The sequence below is a fragment of the Devosia sp. CN2-171 genome, from assembly GCF_049354815.1.
Taxonomy (GTDB): domain Bacteria; phylum Pseudomonadota; class Alphaproteobacteria; order Rhizobiales; family Devosiaceae; genus Devosia_A.
Window position 1 is genome coordinate 4,013,297 of sequence record NZ_CP186479.1, and the last position, 16,132, is coordinate 4,029,428.

The window sequence follows — 16,132 nt, forward strand, 5'->3', positions numbered from 1 at the left end:
CGAGCGCCATCTCATTCTCGGTGTCATCCCTGCGTAGGCAGGGATACATTTCACCGCCCGCGCCAGCCGAGAGGTGGATCCTGCCTTCGCAGGGATGACATTCAGTGAGTAGGAGGCAGAAGTGCCCGAAGCCCAGATGATCGTTTGCCCGCATTGCGGCAGCACCAATCGGGTGGCTGCCGGCAAGGCGCTTGCCGAGGGCAAATGCGGCCAGTGCCACGAGCTGCTGTTCGTGGGCGAATCCGCGTCGGTGGACGCGGCAAGCTTCGAGCGGCAGATCAGCCGCTCGGACGTGCCGGTCGTGGTCGATTTCTGGGCCGACTGGTGTGGTCCCTGCCATGCGATGGCGCCAAGCTTCGAGGCGGCGGCGCGGGAACTCGAGCCGCGCATGCGGTTCGTCAAGCTCGACACCGAGGCCGAGCCGCAGGTCGCCGCGCGGTACGATATCCGAGGGATTCCGAACCTGATCGTGTTCCACAAAGGCAAGATCCTGGCGCAGCAGGCCGGGGCGATGGACGCGCGGACGCTGACAGGGTGGCTGAGGCAGTACGTCGGGTGAGGCCGCCTTCCCTCCCCTCGAGGGGAGGGATTGTGCGAGCGACTGCTGCTCTCACAACGGAGGTTGAATGGAACCGGTGCCGTACAGGTCGCCGCGCGAAACTTCCGCATAGCCGTCGGGCTTCTGGAGGGCGGCGAGAATCGCACCGAGCAGGCCGTGCTCAGCCTTGCCCTCGTGCTGGTGGGTCAGCTTGACCAGGTAGGCCGAGGTGGAATCCAGCCGGTTGGCCATCAGCCAGGCGAGGCGGAAGGAAAGCTCGGGATCCTGCCGGATGGCTGAGACTGCGTCGCGGATGACGCGGACGGTCGTCGGGCGCTCGGTCCTGACCGTTGCGCTCGCGGCGGCGCCAAGGATGACGGCCATTTCCCCCACGGGCGAGCCGGGCGTCGAGATGGTAGCAATCTTCACGCCGTCGCGCTCCACCGCGAGCTCTCCGCTCTCGAGCACGTAAAGGTCGCCCCCGGCGAGCCCTTGGACGATGAGGGTTTTGCCGGCGGCGAGATTGAGGGCGGGATGCGCGGCCGCAAGTGCCAGGAGGCTCTGCATGTTCTTTCCGTTCCAGGTTCTGCGCACAGACTATTCGCTTCATCTGTTGGCGAATAGTGTTTCGATCACAAGTTTCGCGCGTTCAGACTAGTCCGTGTCCGCAATTGGTGAGCGATGCCCACGCCTTTCCTCGATCGCGACCTCCACGTCCGTCCCATCGATGCCTATATCGACCCGCCCGTGCCACGGGCGCGGGCGATCATCACGCATGGGCATGCCGATCATGCGCGCTCCGGTCACGGTGTGGTTCTGGCAACCCCAGACACCATCGCCATCATGAAGGTGCGTTACGGCGAGGATTGCGCCGAGCAGTTCCAGCCGCTCGAGTTCAACACGCCGCTCGTCGTCGATGATGTCACCATCACGCTGAAGCCGGCCGGGCATATCCTCGGCTCAGCCCAGGTGCTGCTCGAGCATCGGGGGCAGCGGGCGGTGTTCACCGGCGACTACAAGCGCCTGCCGGACCGGACGGCGCAGCCGTTCGAGCTGGCGGCGTGCGACCTGTTCATCACCGAGGCGACGTTCGGGCTGCCGGTGTTCCAGCACCCGCATCCACAGGACGAGGTGGCGCGGCTACTGCGCTCGGTCGTGAGCTTTCCTGATCGGGCCCACGTCATCGGCTGTTACGCGCTCGGCAAGGCGCAGCGGATGATCGCGCTTTTGCGCGACGCCGGCTACGACGCGCCGATCTACCTGCATGGCGCGATGATCCGGCTCTGCGAACTCTATGTCGAGCGCGGCATCGATCTCGGCGTGCTGAAGCACTCGCTCGAAGCCACCAAGGCCGAGCTGGCCGGACAGATCGTCATCGCGCCGCCCTCGGCCATCAAGGATCGCTGGAGCCGGCGGTTGCCAGATCCGGTGCTGGCGGTGGCGTCGGGCTGGATGAGCGTCAAGCAGCGGGCCCGGCAATCGGGTGTCGAGCTGCCGCTGGTCATCTCTGACCACTGCGACTGGAACGAGCTGAACCAGACCATCGCCGAAGCCGGAGCGGGCAAGGTGTGGGTGACTCACGGGCGCGAGGATGCGCTGGTCTATCAATGCCGGAAGAACGGGCTCGAGGCCGAGCCACTGAACATCCAGGCCTATGAGGAAGGCGAGGAGGGCGACGCATGAGGCGCTTCGCCCAGTTGATGGAGCTGCTCGCGCTCACCCCCTCGCGCAATCGCAAGATCGAGGCGATGGCCGAGTATTTCGGCGAGACGCCCGATCCCGATCGCGGCATCGCGCTCGCCATCCTCACCGGGGCGCTGACCTTCAAGAACGTGAAGCCGGCGATCCTCCGCGATGTGGTGCTGGCCGAGGTCGACCCGCATCTCTTCGCCCTGAGCTACGACTATGTCGGCGACCTCGGCGAGACGATCGCGCTCATCTGGCCGCACCATGGCGGCATCGAACCACTGCCGTCACTCTCGGACCTCGTCGAGCTGTTCAACATGACCAGCAAGGCCGAGCTGCCGCGACTGATCGGCTCGCTCCTTACCCGCGCTTCGATCAACGAGCGCTGGGCGCTGGTGAAGTTCGCAACCGGCGCGCTGCGCATAGGTGTCAACGCGCGGCTGGCAAAGACCGCGCTGGCGGAGATGAGCGGCAAGGAGCTGCAGGACATCGAAGAGGTGTGGAACGGGCTCACCGTCCCCTACACCAGCCTCTTCGATTGGCTCGAGGGCCGGACCGAGCGCCCCGATATCGACCACACGGCGCGCTTCCATCCGCTGATGCTGAGTAACCCCATCGACGAGGAGAAGGACCTCAAGGTGATCGACCCCAGGGATTGGGTCGCTGAGTGGAAGTGGGATGGCATCCGGGTGCAGATCATCGCCGCCAAGGGCAGGGTGTCGATGTTCTCGCGCACCGGCGACGACATCGCCGCGGCCTTCCCGGATATCGTCGACAACGTGTTCGGCGACGGCGTGCTCGACGGCGAATTGCTGGTCGGTCCGGACTTCGAACCGCTGCCGTTCAACGACCTGCAACAGCGACTGAACCGCAAGGTGGCTGTTGCCAAACATCTCCAGACTTTCCCTGCATTTGTGCGCGTCTACGACATGCTGTTCCAGGGCGGTACAGACATCCGGAGCCTGCCTTGGACGGAGCGCCGGGAGCGCCTCGAAGCGTGGTTTGGAGACCACAAGCAGACCCGACTCGACCTGTCGCCGATCGTGCCGTTCGAGGGCTGGGACCAGCTGGCCGAGATCCGCCGTCGCGGCGCCGCCGAGCACGGGCACGAGGGCGTCATGCTCAAGCTGCGCTCGTCGCCCTATGTGCCGGGGCGGCCTAAGGGCTTGTGGTACAAGTGGAAACGCGATCCCAACGTGGTCGATGCCATCCTGATGTACGCCCAGCGCGGCCACGGCAAGCGCTCGTCGTTCTACTCCGACTACACGTTCGGCGTGTGGAAGGGGAACGAGATCGTCCCCATCGGCAAGGCCTATTTCGGCTTCACCGACGAGGAGCTGAAGCAGCTCGACAAGTGGGTGCGCAACAACACCGTCGCCAGATTCGGCCCGGTGCGGGAAGTATCGAAGGAACTCGTTTTCGAGGTAGCCTTTGATTCTGCTCAACAATCCGGGCGCCACAAATCCGGCATCGCGCTTCGCTTCCCGCGCATCAACCGGATAAGGTGGGACAAGCCGGCCAACGAAGCCGCCACGCTTGATGACATGCAGGTCTTCCTGGGCGCCACCTGAGGTTCGAAATGTCGCTTGCCGCCATTGAGAGAAAGATCATCGCCCTCGAAGGCGAGATGCTGTCGGCGGTGACGCGCGAAGACTTCGAAACCGCCGCCCGTCTGCGCGACGAGATCGCCGCCCTCAAGGGCGAGGTCGGTGTCCGCAAGCCGCCACCGGGGGAGATGGGGCTGGGCACGCAAGTGCCGGTCGTCGCCCCACCCAAGGGCTGGACGCGGCCCAAGAAGCCGGACCTGATGACAAATGTGAAGCCGCGGAAGCGCTAGCTCCGCACCAATTGCTGATCCGCCAGTTTGCGGATCTCGCGCAGTTCGGTGATCGTCGTCTCCAGGTCCTTTTTTTGCGCTTCGAGCAGGCTCAGCCGCTCGTCCACCTTGGCGACCAGCATCTTCACCTGGGCCGTCTGCGACTGGGCGTCGTAGAGGCTCAAGTAGTCGGAGATATCGCGGAGCGAAAAACCGAGGCGCTTGCCGCGGAGGATCAGGATCAGCCTTGCGCGGTCGCGGCGGCGGAAGACGCGGGTGCTGCCGACGCGCCCGGGATTGAGCAGGCCCTTGCTCTCGTAGAAGCGGATCGCGCGGGTGGAGATGCCAAATTCCTGCGCCAGGTCGGCGATGGCGAACAGGTCGCGATTTTCGGGTTCAGGCCGGTTCATGCGTCTTTCCCCGTGCTGCGTATTCCTCGCGCAGCTCCTTCTTGCTCAGCTTGCCGATCAAAGTCTTCGGGAGCTGGTCCTTGAAGATGAATTCCTTGGGCATTTCGATCTTGTTGAGAGTCGAAGCAAGGAATTTCCTCAGGTCGAGCTCGCTGACCGACTGTCCATCCTTGAGCTTGATAAAGGCGACCGGCGCCTCGCCGCGGTATTCGTCGGGAACGCCGATGACGTTGACCTCCTCGACTGCCGGGTGATGCTGGATCGCTTCTTCGATGTTGCGCGGATAGACGTTGAAGCCCGAGCAGATAATCAGGTCCTTGATACGATCGACGATGAAGACGTAGCCGTCGTCGTCCATGACGCCGACGTCGCCGGTGCGCAGCCAGCCGTCCATGAAGGCGGCCGCGGTCGCTTCCGGGTTGTTGTAGTAGCCCAGCATTACCTGCGGCCCCTTCACCTGCAGCTCGCCGCGCTCGCCGACGCCGACCACCTTGCCGCTCTCGACATCGACGAAGCGGATGTCGGTCGCGGGTATCGGCTGGCCGATGGAGAGCGGTTTGCTCGGCACGCGCAACGCGGCGCAGCAGACGACCGGCGAAGCTTCAGTGAGCCCGTAGCCTTCAGCGAGGAGAGCCGGGCTCACTTTGGCCCAGGAAGCTCGGACTTCGTCGCTGAGCGGCGCACCGCCGGAGACCGAGACCTCGACGGAAGCGAGATGCGGCTTGGCGCGGTCGCCTGCCTTGGCGAGGGCCTGGATCAACGTCGGCACGGCCGGCAGGATGTTGGCGCCGGTGCGGCTCATCAGGCTGAGAAAGGCCTTCATCTCGAAGCGGGGCAGCATCACCACCTGCCCGCCGGCCGCCAGCGGCACGTTGAGGCAGGCGGTCATCGAGAAGATGTGGAAGAAGGGCAGGACGGCGACCGTGCGCGAAGGGGCGTTGAACAGGCCGAGCGCCCACACTTCGATCTGGCTGAGATTGGCCGCAATGTTGGCGTGGCTCAGCATGGCGCCCTTGGGCAGGCCCGTGGTGCCGCCGGTATATTGCTGCACGGCGACGTCGGCTTTCGCATCTATCGTTACCGGCGTCGGCGTCAGCTTCTGGCCCAGCAACTGCTCGAAGCGGGTGGCGCGGTTGGCGACCTTGCTGCGCTCGAGCTTCACCAGGTCCTTGGCCTTGGCGACGGAGAAGAGGAACTTCTTCACGCCGGGCAGGGCGTTGGGGAAGTGCGCGACGATCAGCTTCTTGATGTGCCCCGCTTCCACCAGGGCCTCGGCCTTGTCGAAGATGATCTTGAGATCGAGGGTCACCATCAGCTCGGCACCGGAGTTGCCGATGATGTGGCTGAGTTCCTTGACCGTGTAGAGCGGGTTGCAGTTGACGACGATGCCGCCGGCACGGAGCACGGCGTAGTAGGCGATGACGTAGAAGGGGGTATTGGGGAAAAGCAGGGCGACGCGCGTGCCCTTCTTCACCCCGAACTGGCTCTGCAGCGCGCCGGCGAAAGCATTGATCTGCTTCGCCAATTCACCGTATTTGGTCTTCTTGCCGAGGAAATCGAGCGCGTCCGCATCGGGGGTGCGGGCGCAGACGGCCAGCACGCGCTCGTGCACTGGCGTCAGGTCAACGGGGGAGTCCCAGGAGATGCCCTCGGGATAGTGCCTCACCCATGGGCGCACCGCGCCCTCTACCGGCATGGTAGCCATCCACTCCTCCTCCGATCGTTTGCCGATCGCTATTTCAACGAGTATCCCACCAATTGACGTAAGCGTCAAAGGGCGAACCTCGATTCTGCAACTCCCGGGGTTCGGCGGTATCGCGGAAGACACCACCGTGGGCGTTCCATTGCCCGTCCATTGGTTGACGTATACGTCAACTGGCGCTATCTTGTGGCTATGGTCATGGCTCGCGGCTAGACTCCCGGCAGTGGAGTCGGTCCGGGCAGCGGGGCGATTGTTTCGCCTCCGTCGGCAAAGACCGGCCGATCGAGGAGGACATTGATGGTCTGGGTGCTGCTGATCCTCACGCTCGTCGCCGTCGCGGTACTCGCGATGCGCCGGGCGCCCTTGTGGCAGTGGGCCTTCGCGGCGCTGGTCATCGGTGCGCTTTCTCGCATCTCGACAGACAATGGTCTCTGGCTGATGACGGACCTGCTGGGCTGGATTCTGGCGCTTCTGCCCGCCGTGATCCTCGGGCTCCTCTCCCTCACGCCGATCCGCAAGCTGGTGCTCACGGGGCCCGCCTACGGCATCGTCAAATCCATCCTGCCGCGCGTCAGCCGGACGGAGCAGGAGGCGCTCGATGCCGGTACGGTCGGCTGGGACGCGGAGCTGTTCAGCGGCCGGCCGGATTGGACCAAGCTGCTCGGCGTGCGCAAGCCGACCCTGAGCACCGAGGAGCAGGCCTTCCTCGACGGGCCATGCGAGAAAGTCTGCTCGATGATCGACGACTGGGACACGCGCAACAACCGCGCCGATATGCCTCCGGCCGTGTGGACCTATCTCAAGGAGCAGGGGTTCCTCGGCATGCTGATCGGTCGCGAGCATGGCGGGCTCGGGTTTTCGGCGCAGGCGCAGAGCCAGGTGGTATCGAAGATCGCTTCGCGCTCGATCGCGGCGGGCATCACCGTGATGGTGCCGAACTCGCTCGGGCCGGGCGAACTGCTCGAGAAGTATGGCACCGACGCGCAAAAGAAGAAGTATCTCGGCCGGCTCGCCAGGGGCCAGGAAGTGCCGTGCTTCGCGCTCACCGGCCCGCATGCGGGCTCCGATGCAGCCGGCATGCGCGATGTCGGCGTCGTCTGCTACGACATGTACGAGGGCAAGAAGACGCTGGGCGTGAAGCTTAGCTGGGACAAGCGCTACATCACGCTGGCGCCGGTGGCGACGCTGCTCGGTCTCGCCTTCCACCTGCATGACCCCGAGCACCTGATCGGCGAGACCGACAATGTCGGCATCACGCTGGCGCTGGTGCCGGCGAAGTATCCGGGCGTCAAGATTGGGCGGCGGCATTATCCGTCGCGCTCGGCCTTCATGAATGGACCGACGCAAGGGCGCAACGTCTTCATCCCGATGGATTTCCTCATCGGCGGCAAGGAATATGTGGGGCAGGGCTGGCGCATGCTGATGGAGTGCCTCTCCACCGGCCGGGCGATCTCGCTGCCCGCCATCGGCACCGTATCGATCAAGCACGCGCTGCGGGTCACTTCGGCCTATGCGCGGATCCGTCGCCAGTTCGGCATCCCCGTGGGGCTGATGGAAGGCGTGGCCGAGCCGCTGAGCCGGATGGTGCGCTCGTCCTATACGTTCGAAGCGTCGCGGGCCCTCACGGCCTCGATGGTCGACGAAGGCCAGCGGCCGTCGGTGCTGTCGGCGCTGCTCAAGTACCGCACCACCGAGGCGATGCGTGACCGTTTCAATGACGCTATGGATATCCATGGCGGTCGTGCCGTGCAGGACGGGCCATCGAACTACCTGTTCTCGGGCTACGCGACCGTGCCGGTGGCGATCACGGTCGAGGGCGCCAACATCCTGACGCGCACGCTGATCACCTTCGCGCAGGGCGCGCTGCGGGCGCATCCCTATCTCTATGCCGAGATTTCGGCGGCGCAGAACAAGGACAAGCGTTCTGGCATTGCCGCCTTCGACAAAGCGTTCACGGGCCATGTGAGCTTCATCCTGCGCAACATGGCGGGCAGCTTCCTCCATGCCATCAGCGGCGGGCGGTTCGCATCGACGCCGGTCGATCACGAGATGGCGCGCTGGTACCGGCAGCTCAGCCGCTACAGCCAGAGTTTTGCGCTGGTGGGCGACTGGACCGTCGCCTTCCTTGGCGGCGATCTGAAGCGCAAGCAGCGGCTCTCGGGCCGGATGGCCGACATCCTGTCGGACCTCTACCTGCTCTCGTCGGTGCTGAAGCGGTACGAGGATGACGGGCGGATCGAGGAGGACCGGCCGGTGGTCAATGCCATCGCCCGCGACCTGATCTTCTCGATGGAGCAGAGCTTTGCCGCGGTGTTCGCCAACTTCCCGAACGTTGTGCTCAGGAACCTGATGCGCGTACTGGTGTTTCCGCTGGGCCGGCACGCGAAGCCCGCGTCGGATCGCGAGACCTACCGGCTGGCGCGTTCGGTGCTGCAGCCTGGAGCTTTCCGCGACCGGCTCACCAAGGGAACCTATGTGTCGATGGACCCCAAGGATGTTACCGGAGTGCTCGAAGATGCGCTGATCAAGATCACCGGCGCAGCGGAGATCGAGACCAAGTTCATCCGGGCCATCAAGAAGGGCGTGATCGAGCGTCGGCTCGACCGCGACGCTATCTCCGATGCGGTGGAGAAGGGTGTGCTCACGGAGGCAGAGGCGGCGACGCTCCGCCTGGCGGACCAGGCGACCGACAAGGTGATCAAGGTCGATGATTTCGAGCCGGATGAGCTCGGCTCAAAGCAACTGAGGCGCGAGCGGCCTTCGGTCGAAGAAGCTGCCGAATAGAATGTTGAACGAGGAGCCGGAAATGGCCCAAGTGCAGATGCCGCCGAGCCGTGCCTGGAAATTCCACCTCGATTTCGAGGGGATCGGCTGGCTCACCATCGATGTCCCCGACGCGCCGGTGAATACGCTTAGCCGGGAGACGCTGGCGGAGCTCAACGGCATCGTAACGGCGCTCGAAGATATGCAGCAGTCGGGCGAGCTGAAGGGAGTGGCACTGCTCTCGGGCAAGGAGAGCGGCTTCATCGCCGGGGCCGATATCACCGAGTTCGACGAGATGGGCGATCCCGGCGTGCTGCGCGCTGCGCTCGACCGGGCGCATGCGCTGTTCGACCGGATCGAGGCGCTGAAGGTGCCCGTCGTTGCCGGCATCCATGGCTTCTGCCTCGGCGGCGGGTTCGAGCTGGCGCTGGCCTGCCACTACCGGGTCGCCGTCAACGACGACAAGACTCGGCTCGGCTTTCCGGAGGTGAACCTCGGCATGTTCCCCGGCTTCGGCGGCTCTGGCCGGTCGATCCGGCAGGCTGGACCGGTCGATGCGATGCAGATCATGCTGACCGGCAAGCTGCTGCGCGCCAGCCAGGCACGGCGGATGGGACTGGTCGACAAGCTGGTGCGGGTGCGCGACACGCTGCGTTGGGAGGCTCGCAAGGCAATATTGCAGGGGCGGAAGAGCGCGGTAGCGCCGCTCGCCAAGCGTGCGATGGCGTTGGGGCCGCTGCGTGGCTATGTCGCCAACAAGATGCGGGCCGAGGCCGGGAAGAAGGCGAGCCTCGAGCATTACCCGGCGCCATACTCGCTGATCGATCTGTTTGAGGCGCATGGCAATGACTGGCGCGCCATGAAGGAAGGCGAGGCCGAGCGCTTCATCCCGCTGATGAATTCGGACACCTCGAAGAACCTGCGTCGGGTGTTCTTCCTCTCCGAGGGGCTGAAGAAGCAGGGTGTGCGCGGCAAGGACAAGGCGGTGTTCCGCCGGGTGCATGTCATCGGTGCCGGCGTGATGGGCGGCGATATCGCCGCCTGGTGCGCGCTGCGCGGCATGGGCGTGACGCTGCAGGACCTCGACATGGAGCGCATCAAGCCGGCGCTCGACCGCGCCAAGTCGTTGTTCAAGAAGCGGCTGCGCACCAAGACCGAGATCGATAATGCCGTGGCGCGGCTCGAGGCCGACGTGACCGGCAAGGGGCTGGCGCGGGCCGACGTGGTGATCGAGGCGGTGGTCGAGAACCTCGAGGTCAAGCGCAAGATCTTTGCTGATGCCGAGCTCAAGACCAAGCCGGGCGCGATCCTTGCCACCAATACGTCGTCGATCGAGCTCGAGCGCATCGCCGAGAATCTCACGGCGCCAGGCCGGCTGATCGGGCTGCACTTCTTCAATCCGGTGGCGCAGCTGCCGCTGGTCGAGGTGATCCGGTCGCGCTTCAATGCCGATGCCGATATCGCCCGTGGCGCGAGCTTCGCGCTGGCCATCGGCAAGTCGCCGGTGGTGGTGAAGTCGGCGCCGGGCTTCCTCGTCAACCGCGTGCTGATGCCCTACATGCTCGGCGCCGTGCAGCGGGTGGAGGCCGGTGCGAACAAGGAGCAGATCGACGCGGCCGCGGTTGCCTTCGGTATGCCGATGGGGCCGATCGAGCTGATGGATACGGTTGGGCTCGACGTCGGCAAATCCGTCGCCGAGGAGCTCGGCAATCCGGTGCCGGCCAATAGCCAGTTCGCAAAGCTGATTGCGGACAAGAAGCTCGGTCGCAAGACCGGGCAGGGGTTCTACACCTGGACCAATGGCAAGGCCGTGAAGGGCGAGGTGCCGCCGCATCCCGACCTTGCAGGGCTGGGGCGCGAACTGGTGCAGCCGCTCGTCAACGCGACATCGGTGGCGGTGGCCGAGGGTGTTGTCGCCTCGGACGATCTTGCCGATATCGGCGTCATTTACGGAACCGGCTTCGCGCCATTCCTCGGAGGGCCATTGCAGGCCCGCAAGGACGGGAGAGCCTGATGGCAGAACTGCGTAAGGTCGCCATCGTCGGCTCGGCCCGCATCCCTTTTGCCCGCGCCCATACCGGCTATGCCGAGGAGGGGAACCTCGGCATGCTCGGCGCGGCGCTGGGCGGGCTGGTCGAGAAGTATAACCTCAGGGGCGAGCATATCGGCGAGGTGATGGCCGGCGCTGTGCTCAGCCATAGCCGCGATTTCAACCTGGCGCGCGAGGCGAGCCTCGACGCGGGGCTGTCACCGCGGACGCCAGGCACAAATGTGCAGATCGCCTGCGGCACCTCGTTGCAGGCGGCGCTGTCGCTCGGCGCGAAGATCGCCATCGGCGAAATTGACAGTGCCATCGCGGCCGGCACCGACACGGTTTCAGACAGCCCGGTCGTGTTCGGCGACAAGTTCCAGCACCGCGCGATCAACCTCAGCCGGGCCCGGACGACAGCCGAGAAACTGAAGGTGTTCAATGGCTTCAGCCTCGGCGAACTGACGCCGGTGGCGCCGTCGACGCAGGAACCGCGCACCGGCCTCTCCATGGGCCAGCATTGCGAGCTGATGGCTCGCGAATGGGGCATCACGCGCGAGGAGCAAGACGCGCTGGCGCTGCGCAGCCACCACAATGCGGCGCGTGCTTATGACGAGGGTTTCCACGACGATCTCGTTGTCCCTTTCGCGGGGGTCTTGAAGGACAACAATGTCCGCGCCGACACGACGCTCGAGAAGATGGCGACGATGAAGCCCGCCTTCGACAAATCGTCAGGCAAGGGTACGCTGACCGCCGCGAACTCCACTCCGCTCACCGACGGTGCCGCCTCGGTGCTGCTCGCGAGTGAAGAATGGGCCAAGGCACGTGGCTTGCCGGTCCTCGCCTACCTCACGCTCGGGCAGGTTGCGGCCAATGATTTCGCCGGGGGCGAGGGGCTGCTGATGGCGCCGACCATTGCCGTCTCGGAGATGCTGCGGCGCTCGAACCTCACCTTCGACGATATTGACCTGTTCGAGATCCACGAGGCCTTCGCGGCGCAGGTGCTTGCAACGCTGAAGGCCTGGCGCGATCCGGACTACAATCGCGACACACTGGCCCGCGAAACACCACTCGGCGAGATCGATCCGGTCAAGATCAACACCAAGGGCTCGAGCCTCGCCTACGGGCATCCGTTCGCTGCGACCGGGGCGCGCATCCTCGGGCTGACGGCCAAGCTGCTGGCAACGAGCGAAAAGCAGCGGGCGCTGATCTCGGTGTGCACCGCCGGCGGCATGGGTGTCGCCGCGCTGGTCGAGCGGGCGACATGACAGGTGAGGGCCCGTGTCCAATATTGTGATGGCGGAGCCAGCCTAATGGGGGCGACAGGTATAGGTGCTCCGGACGCGGATGAGCTTGTCGCTGACGCGAACTTCCTCGTTGTCTATCGCGTGTTACCGTGCACCATCGACGTCATTCACGCGCGACAGAAGTATCACTGAACGACGGCACTTTCCCACAGCCTTGCGATGCTTGACGTTTACGTCAGTCACCGTCTTGTCACGGAAATGCCGATGCCCTAGGGTCCGTACCCAATCCGGTGGTTTCGACCATTCGGCAGAACAATGAGGCACAGCATTCTAATGGCTGGGCCCGTCAGGAAACGTCTTTGTTCAAGGAGATGGGACAAGAATGAAAATAACACAGGTCCTGAAAGCGGTCGCGGCCGCCGGCGCGTTAGCGCTGTTCATGGGGAGCGCGGCGCAAGCCGTTACGCTGAACCTCGGCAATGGCAGCGAGCCCGGCTCGCTCGACCCGCACAAGGCTTCGGGCGACTGGGAAAACCGGATCGTCGGCGAGCTGTATGAAGGTCTCGTTGCCGAAGACATCCAGGCCAATGCGATTCCGGGCCAGGCCGAGTCCTGGACCATTTCCGATGATGGTCTCGTCTATACCTTCAAGCTGCGCGCCGACGCCAACTGGTCGGACGGCGTGCCGGTGACGGCCCAGAACTGGGTTGATGCCTTCCAGCGCCTGTTCGACCCCAAGACGGCTGCCGAATACGCCTACCTGCAGTTCCCGATCAAGAATGCGTCGAAGATCAATGCGGCCGAGATCACCGATTTCAGCCAGCTCGGCGTCAAGGCGATCGACGACAAGACGCTCGAGATCACCCTCGAGGCCTCGACTCCGTACTTCCTCCAGGCGCTGACCCACTACACCGCCTACCCGATCCGCAAAGACATCATCGAGAAGTTCGGCGACCAGTGGACGCAGCCCGAGAACATCGTCGGCAACGGCCCGTACAAGTTGGTCGAGTGGGTGCCCGGCTCCTACCTCCGCGGCGTCAAGTCCGACACCTATTACGGCAAGGACAACCTCAAGATTGACGAGGTGAAGTGGGACAATACCGAGGACCTGACCGCAGCGCTCAACCGCTATCGCGCTGGCGAACTCGATATCCTCACCGACTTCCCCGCCGACCAGTATAAGTTCCTTCAGGACAACTATCCCGGCCAGGCTCACGTGGCGCCGTTCCTCGGCATCTACTACTACGTGCTGAACCAGGAAAAGCCGCCGCTGGATAACGTCAACGTTCGCAAGGCGCTGTCGATCTCGGTGCTGCGCGACGTGATCGGGCCGGACGTGCTCGGTACAGGCGAACTGCCGGCTTATGGCTGGGTGCCGAACGGCACGGCCAACTACGAAGGCACGCCCTACGCACCCGATTGGGCCGAAGCTCCCTACGACCAGCGCGTCGAGGAGGCTAAGAAGCTGATGGCGGAAGCCGGCTACACGCCGGAGAACCCGCTGAAGCTGCAGCTGCGCTACAACACCAACGAGAACCACCAGCGCATCGCCGTGGCCATCTCGGACATGTGGAAGCAGATCGGCGTCCAGGTCGAACTGTTCAACGCCGAGACCGCGGTGCACTACGACGCCCTGCGCGCCGGTGACTTCAACGTCGGTCGCGCGGGTTGGCTGATGGACTACTCGGACGCCAGCAACTCGCTCGACCTGCTTCGCACCGGCACCATGCAGGACGGCGCGATGAACTGGGGCAACAACTACGGCCGCTACTCCAATCCGGAGTTCGACGGGTTGATGGACCAGGCCGCCAAGGAGCTCGACCTGCTCAAGCGTTCCGACCTGCTGCACCAGGCAGAAGCCCTGGCGATGGACGAGTTCGCGGCCATTCCGATCTACTGGTACGTGTCCAAGAACGTTGTCTCGCCCAAGATCTCGGGCTTCGAGGACAACGCCAAGGACATCAACCGGATCCGCTGGATGTCCAAGTCGGAATAACCGGCACAACCGGGGTCGCGGGCATCAGCCTGCGACCCCTATGCACATTTGCCGCCGGCTGACGGCGTCGACCCCGCGGGCTGGCGGGAAAGGTCACACAAGAAATGTTCGGATATGCGCTCAGGCGCGTGCTGACGGCTATCCCGATCATCCTGATCACGATAACCGTCTGTTTCTTCATCCTCAGGCTGGCGCCCGGTGGACCGTTCGACGGTGAACGCGCGCTGCCGCCCGACGTGATGAAGAACCTCAGGGCCCACTACAATCTCGATCAGCCCCTGTACATGCAGTTCCTCTTTTATATCGGGGGCGTGCTGCGAGGGGATTTCGGGCCGTCCATGGTGATGGAGGATTTCTCCGTTTCCCGCCTCATCAGCATCGGGCTGCCGTTCACGCTGATGCTAGGCTTTTCCGCCTTCATCGTCGGTACGCTGGCCGGCCTCGTTGCAGGCGCCATCGCCGCAGTGAACCAGAACAAGTGGCCGGATTACCTTCTGGTGTTCGTGGTGCTGATCCCGATCATCATCCCGAATTTCCTGATGGCGAACCTCGCGCAACTCGTGTTCGGCGTCTATCTGCGCTGGCTGCCGGTCGGGGGGTACCAGCCCGGCGCCTTCCTCAACCTCGTCATGCCGATCATCATCCTGGCGCTGCCGCATGGCGCGCGCGTTGCTCGCCTCACCCGCGGCTCGATGATCGAGGTGCTGGGCACGAACTATGTGCGCACGGCCCGCTCCAAGGGTCTCGGCACGCGGCTGATCCTCGCCCGGCACGCCGTGAAGCCGGCACTGATCCCGGTGGTGTCTTATCTCGGACCTGGCCTCAGCTACCTGCTGACCGGTTCGCTCGTGGTCGAGCAGGTGTTCGCGTTGCCCGGCATCGGCAAGTACTTCATCACCGCCGCGCTCAACCGCGATTACGGCCTCGTGCTCGGCACGACCATTCTCTACGTTTTCATCATACTGGCGCTGAACCTGATCGTCGATATCCTCTACGCCTGGCTCGATCCCAAGGTGAGGTACCGCTGATGGCCGGCATCACTGGCAAGGACGCTACCCTCACCGCGTATGCCGACGCCCTGGCGGAGGCGGCGCCGAAAGGCCGCTCGCTGACGCAGGACGCGTTCCGCCGGCTCAGGGGCAACAAGGCAGCGGTCGTCTCGATCTTCGTGTTTGCCGCCATCGTGATCGTCGCGATCGTCGGCCCGTATTTCCTGCCCTGGGCCTATGACAAGATTGACTGGGCCGGAATCCGCAAGCCACCCGACTGGGCCAAGGGCCACTACTTCGGCACCGACCAGAACGGGCGCGACATGCTGGCGCGCACGCTGCAGGGCACCCAGATGTCGCTGCTCGTCGCAACAGTGGCGACCACGGTCTCGGTCGTCATCGGCATCGTCTATGGTGCCGTCGCCGGCTATTTCGGCGGCAGGATCGACGCGATCATGATGCGCTTCGTCGATATCATGTACGCGCTGCCCTATATCCTGTTCGTCATCATCCTCGTCGTGATCTTCGGGCGTTCGCCGGTGCTGCTGTTTGTCGGCATCGGGTGTCTCGAATGGCTCACCATGGCGCGCATCGTTCGCGGACAGACGCTGTCAATCAAGCAGCGCGAGTTCATCGAGGCAGCGAAGGCCGGTGGCGCGGGTCCGTTCACCATCATCTTCCGGCACATCGTGCCGAACCTAACCGGGCCGGTGGTGATCTATGCCACGCTGACTATCCCGGAAATCATCATCACCGAGAGCTTCCTCTCCTACCTCGGCCTCGGGGTGCAGGAGCCGCAAACTTCGCTCGGCACGCTGATCTCGTTCGGTGCCCCGGTGGCCGAGGCGCTGCCGTGGATGCTCTTCACCCCCGCCGCCATCCTCGTCGTCATGCTCGTCTGCCTCTCCTATATCGGCGACGGGCTGCGCGACGCGCTAGATCCCAAGGACCGCTAG

The 16,132-nt window shown here is 64.3% G+C and carries 13 protein-coding genes; 10 read left to right on the forward strand and 3 right to left on the reverse strand.

The genetic code is table 11. The annotated features are described in order from the left end of the window. Nucleotides 1-136 precede the first annotated feature (136 nt). A complete protein-coding gene (trxC, locus tag ACOYW5_RS19900) occupies nucleotides 137-559 on the forward strand; it encodes a thioredoxin TrxC (protein WP_423069514.1) in 423 nt (140 codons plus the stop codon). A 51-nt stretch (nucleotides 560-610) separates the two neighbouring features. Here trxC and ACOYW5_RS19905 read toward each other — a convergent pair whose 3' ends face one another. Further along, the gene (locus tag ACOYW5_RS19905) at nucleotides 611-1,105 is read right to left on the reverse strand and encodes a Crp/Fnr family transcriptional regulator (protein ID WP_423066615.1); all 495 of its coding nucleotides are present in this window, start codon (nucleotides 1,103-1,105) and stop codon (nucleotides 611-613) included. A gap of 114 nt (nucleotides 1,106-1,219) precedes the next feature. Here ACOYW5_RS19905 and ACOYW5_RS19910 point away from each other — a divergent pair, with 114 nt between their 5' ends. Genes ACOYW5_RS19910 through ACOYW5_RS19920 form a run of 3 tightly spaced genes read left to right on the forward strand, consistent with a single transcriptional unit; the run spans nucleotide 1,220 to nucleotide 4,061 of the window. Next, on the forward strand, nucleotides 1,220-2,221 hold the full coding sequence (locus tag ACOYW5_RS19910; protein WP_423066616.1) for a ligase-associated DNA damage response exonuclease: 1,002 nt from the start codon (nucleotides 1,220-1,222) through the stop codon (nucleotides 2,219-2,221). Beyond that, nucleotides 2,218-3,795, forward strand: coding sequence for a cisplatin damage response ATP-dependent DNA ligase (locus ACOYW5_RS19915; RefSeq protein WP_423066617.1), 1,578 nt, complete (start codon nucleotides 2,218-2,220; stop codon nucleotides 3,793-3,795). Before ACOYW5_RS19910 ends, ACOYW5_RS19915 begins: the two co-directional genes overlap by 4 nt. An 8-nt stretch (nucleotides 3,796-3,803) precedes the next feature. Next, nucleotides 3,804-4,061 carry a UvrB/UvrC motif-containing protein gene (locus tag ACOYW5_RS19920; protein ID WP_423066618.1) on the forward strand — a complete coding sequence of 86 codons (258 nt, stop codon included), beginning with the start codon at nucleotides 3,804-3,806 and terminating at the stop codon, nucleotides 4,059-4,061. Here ACOYW5_RS19920 and ACOYW5_RS19925 read toward each other — a convergent pair. Both ACOYW5_RS19925 and ACOYW5_RS19930 read right to left on the reverse strand, forming a co-directional pair. Continuing rightward, the gene (locus tag ACOYW5_RS19925; protein WP_423066619.1) at nucleotides 4,058-4,450 is read right to left on the reverse strand and encodes a MerR family transcriptional regulator; all 393 of its coding nucleotides are present in this window, start codon (nucleotides 4,448-4,450) and stop codon (nucleotides 4,058-4,060) included. The two genes, ACOYW5_RS19920 and ACOYW5_RS19925, sit on opposite strands and share 4 nt — an antisense overlap. Further along, nucleotides 4,437-6,155, reverse strand: a complete 1,719-nt coding sequence (locus tag ACOYW5_RS19930; RefSeq protein WP_423066620.1) for an AMP-binding protein — start codon at nucleotides 6,153-6,155, stop codon at nucleotides 4,437-4,439. Before ACOYW5_RS19930 ends, ACOYW5_RS19925 begins: the two co-directional genes overlap by 14 nt. Before the next feature lie 294 nt (nucleotides 6,156-6,449). Here ACOYW5_RS19930 and ACOYW5_RS19935 point away from each other — a divergent pair, with 294 nt between their 5' ends. The 6 genes from ACOYW5_RS19935 (at nucleotide 6,450) to ACOYW5_RS19960 (ending at nucleotide 16,132) form a co-directional block, all read left to right on the forward strand. Next, entirely contained in the window at nucleotides 6,450-8,936 is a 2,487-nt protein-coding gene (locus tag ACOYW5_RS19935) for an acyl-CoA dehydrogenase (RefSeq protein ID WP_423066621.1), read from the forward strand. A 22-nt stretch (nucleotides 8,937-8,958) separates the two neighbouring features. Continuing rightward, complete coding sequence (locus tag ACOYW5_RS19940) at nucleotides 8,959-10,929, forward strand: 3-hydroxyacyl-CoA dehydrogenase NAD-binding domain-containing protein (RefSeq protein WP_423066622.1); 1,971 nt, start codon at nucleotides 8,959-8,961, stop codon at nucleotides 10,927-10,929. Next, complete coding sequence (locus tag ACOYW5_RS19945) at nucleotides 10,929-12,212, forward strand: acetyl-CoA C-acetyltransferase (protein WP_423066623.1); 1,284 nt, start codon at nucleotides 10,929-10,931, stop codon at nucleotides 12,210-12,212. The genes ACOYW5_RS19940 and ACOYW5_RS19945 overlap by 1 nt, the downstream gene beginning before the upstream one ends. A 367-nt stretch (nucleotides 12,213-12,579) precedes the next feature. Continuing rightward, complete coding sequence (locus tag ACOYW5_RS19950) at nucleotides 12,580-14,187, forward strand: peptide ABC transporter substrate-binding protein (protein WP_423069515.1); 1,608 nt, start codon at nucleotides 12,580-12,582, stop codon at nucleotides 14,185-14,187. Between the two features lie 104 nt (nucleotides 14,188-14,291). After that, nucleotides 14,292-15,215 (forward strand): ABC transporter permease subunit, encoded by a 924-nt coding sequence (locus ACOYW5_RS19955; protein ID WP_423066624.1) that lies wholly within the window; start codon nucleotides 14,292-14,294, stop codon nucleotides 15,213-15,215. Continuing rightward, the gene (locus ACOYW5_RS19960; protein ID WP_423066625.1) at nucleotides 15,215-16,132 is read left to right on the forward strand and encodes an ABC transporter permease; all 918 of its coding nucleotides are present in this window, start codon (nucleotides 15,215-15,217) and stop codon (nucleotides 16,130-16,132) included. Before ACOYW5_RS19955 ends, ACOYW5_RS19960 begins: the two co-directional genes overlap by 1 nt.

What these genes read in the sequence shown, in the direction of transcription:
- ACOYW5_RS19910 (WP_423066616.1), top strand. Translation starts at nt 1,220, where the DNA reads ATGCCCACGCCTTTCCTCGATCGCGACCTCCACGTCCGTCCCATCGAT.
- ACOYW5_RS19920 (WP_423066618.1), top strand. Translation starts at nt 3,804, where the DNA reads ATGTCGCTTGCCGCCATTGAGAGAAAGATCATCGCCCTCGAAGGCGAG.
- trxC (WP_423069514.1), top strand. Translation starts at nt 137, where the DNA reads ATGATCGTTTGCCCGCATTGCGGCAGCACCAATCGGGTGGCTGCCGGC.
- ACOYW5_RS19930 (WP_423066620.1), bottom strand. Translation starts at nt 6,155, where the DNA reads ATGGCTACCATGCCGGTAGAGGGCGCGGTGCGCCCATGGGTGAGGCAC.
- ACOYW5_RS19960 (WP_423066625.1), top strand. Translation starts at nt 15,215, where the DNA reads ATGGCCGGCATCACTGGCAAGGACGCTACCCTCACCGCGTATGCCGAC.
- ACOYW5_RS19935 (WP_423066621.1), top strand. Translation starts at nt 6,450, where the DNA reads ATGGTCTGGGTGCTGCTGATCCTCACGCTCGTCGCCGTCGCGGTACTC.
- ACOYW5_RS19955 (WP_423066624.1), top strand. Translation starts at nt 14,292, where the DNA reads ATGTTCGGATATGCGCTCAGGCGCGTGCTGACGGCTATCCCGATCATC.
- ACOYW5_RS19915 (WP_423066617.1), top strand. Translation starts at nt 2,218, where the DNA reads ATGAGGCGCTTCGCCCAGTTGATGGAGCTGCTCGCGCTCACCCCCTCG.
- ACOYW5_RS19940 (WP_423066622.1), top strand. Translation starts at nt 8,959, where the DNA reads ATGGCCCAAGTGCAGATGCCGCCGAGCCGTGCCTGGAAATTCCACCTC.
- ACOYW5_RS19925 (WP_423066619.1), bottom strand. Translation starts at nt 4,450, where the DNA reads ATGAACCGGCCTGAACCCGAAAATCGCGACCTGTTCGCCATCGCCGAC.
- ACOYW5_RS19945 (WP_423066623.1), top strand. Translation starts at nt 10,929, where the DNA reads ATGGCAGAACTGCGTAAGGTCGCCATCGTCGGCTCGGCCCGCATCCCT.
- ACOYW5_RS19905 (WP_423066615.1), bottom strand. Translation starts at nt 1,105, where the DNA reads ATGCAGAGCCTCCTGGCACTTGCGGCCGCGCATCCCGCCCTCAATCTC.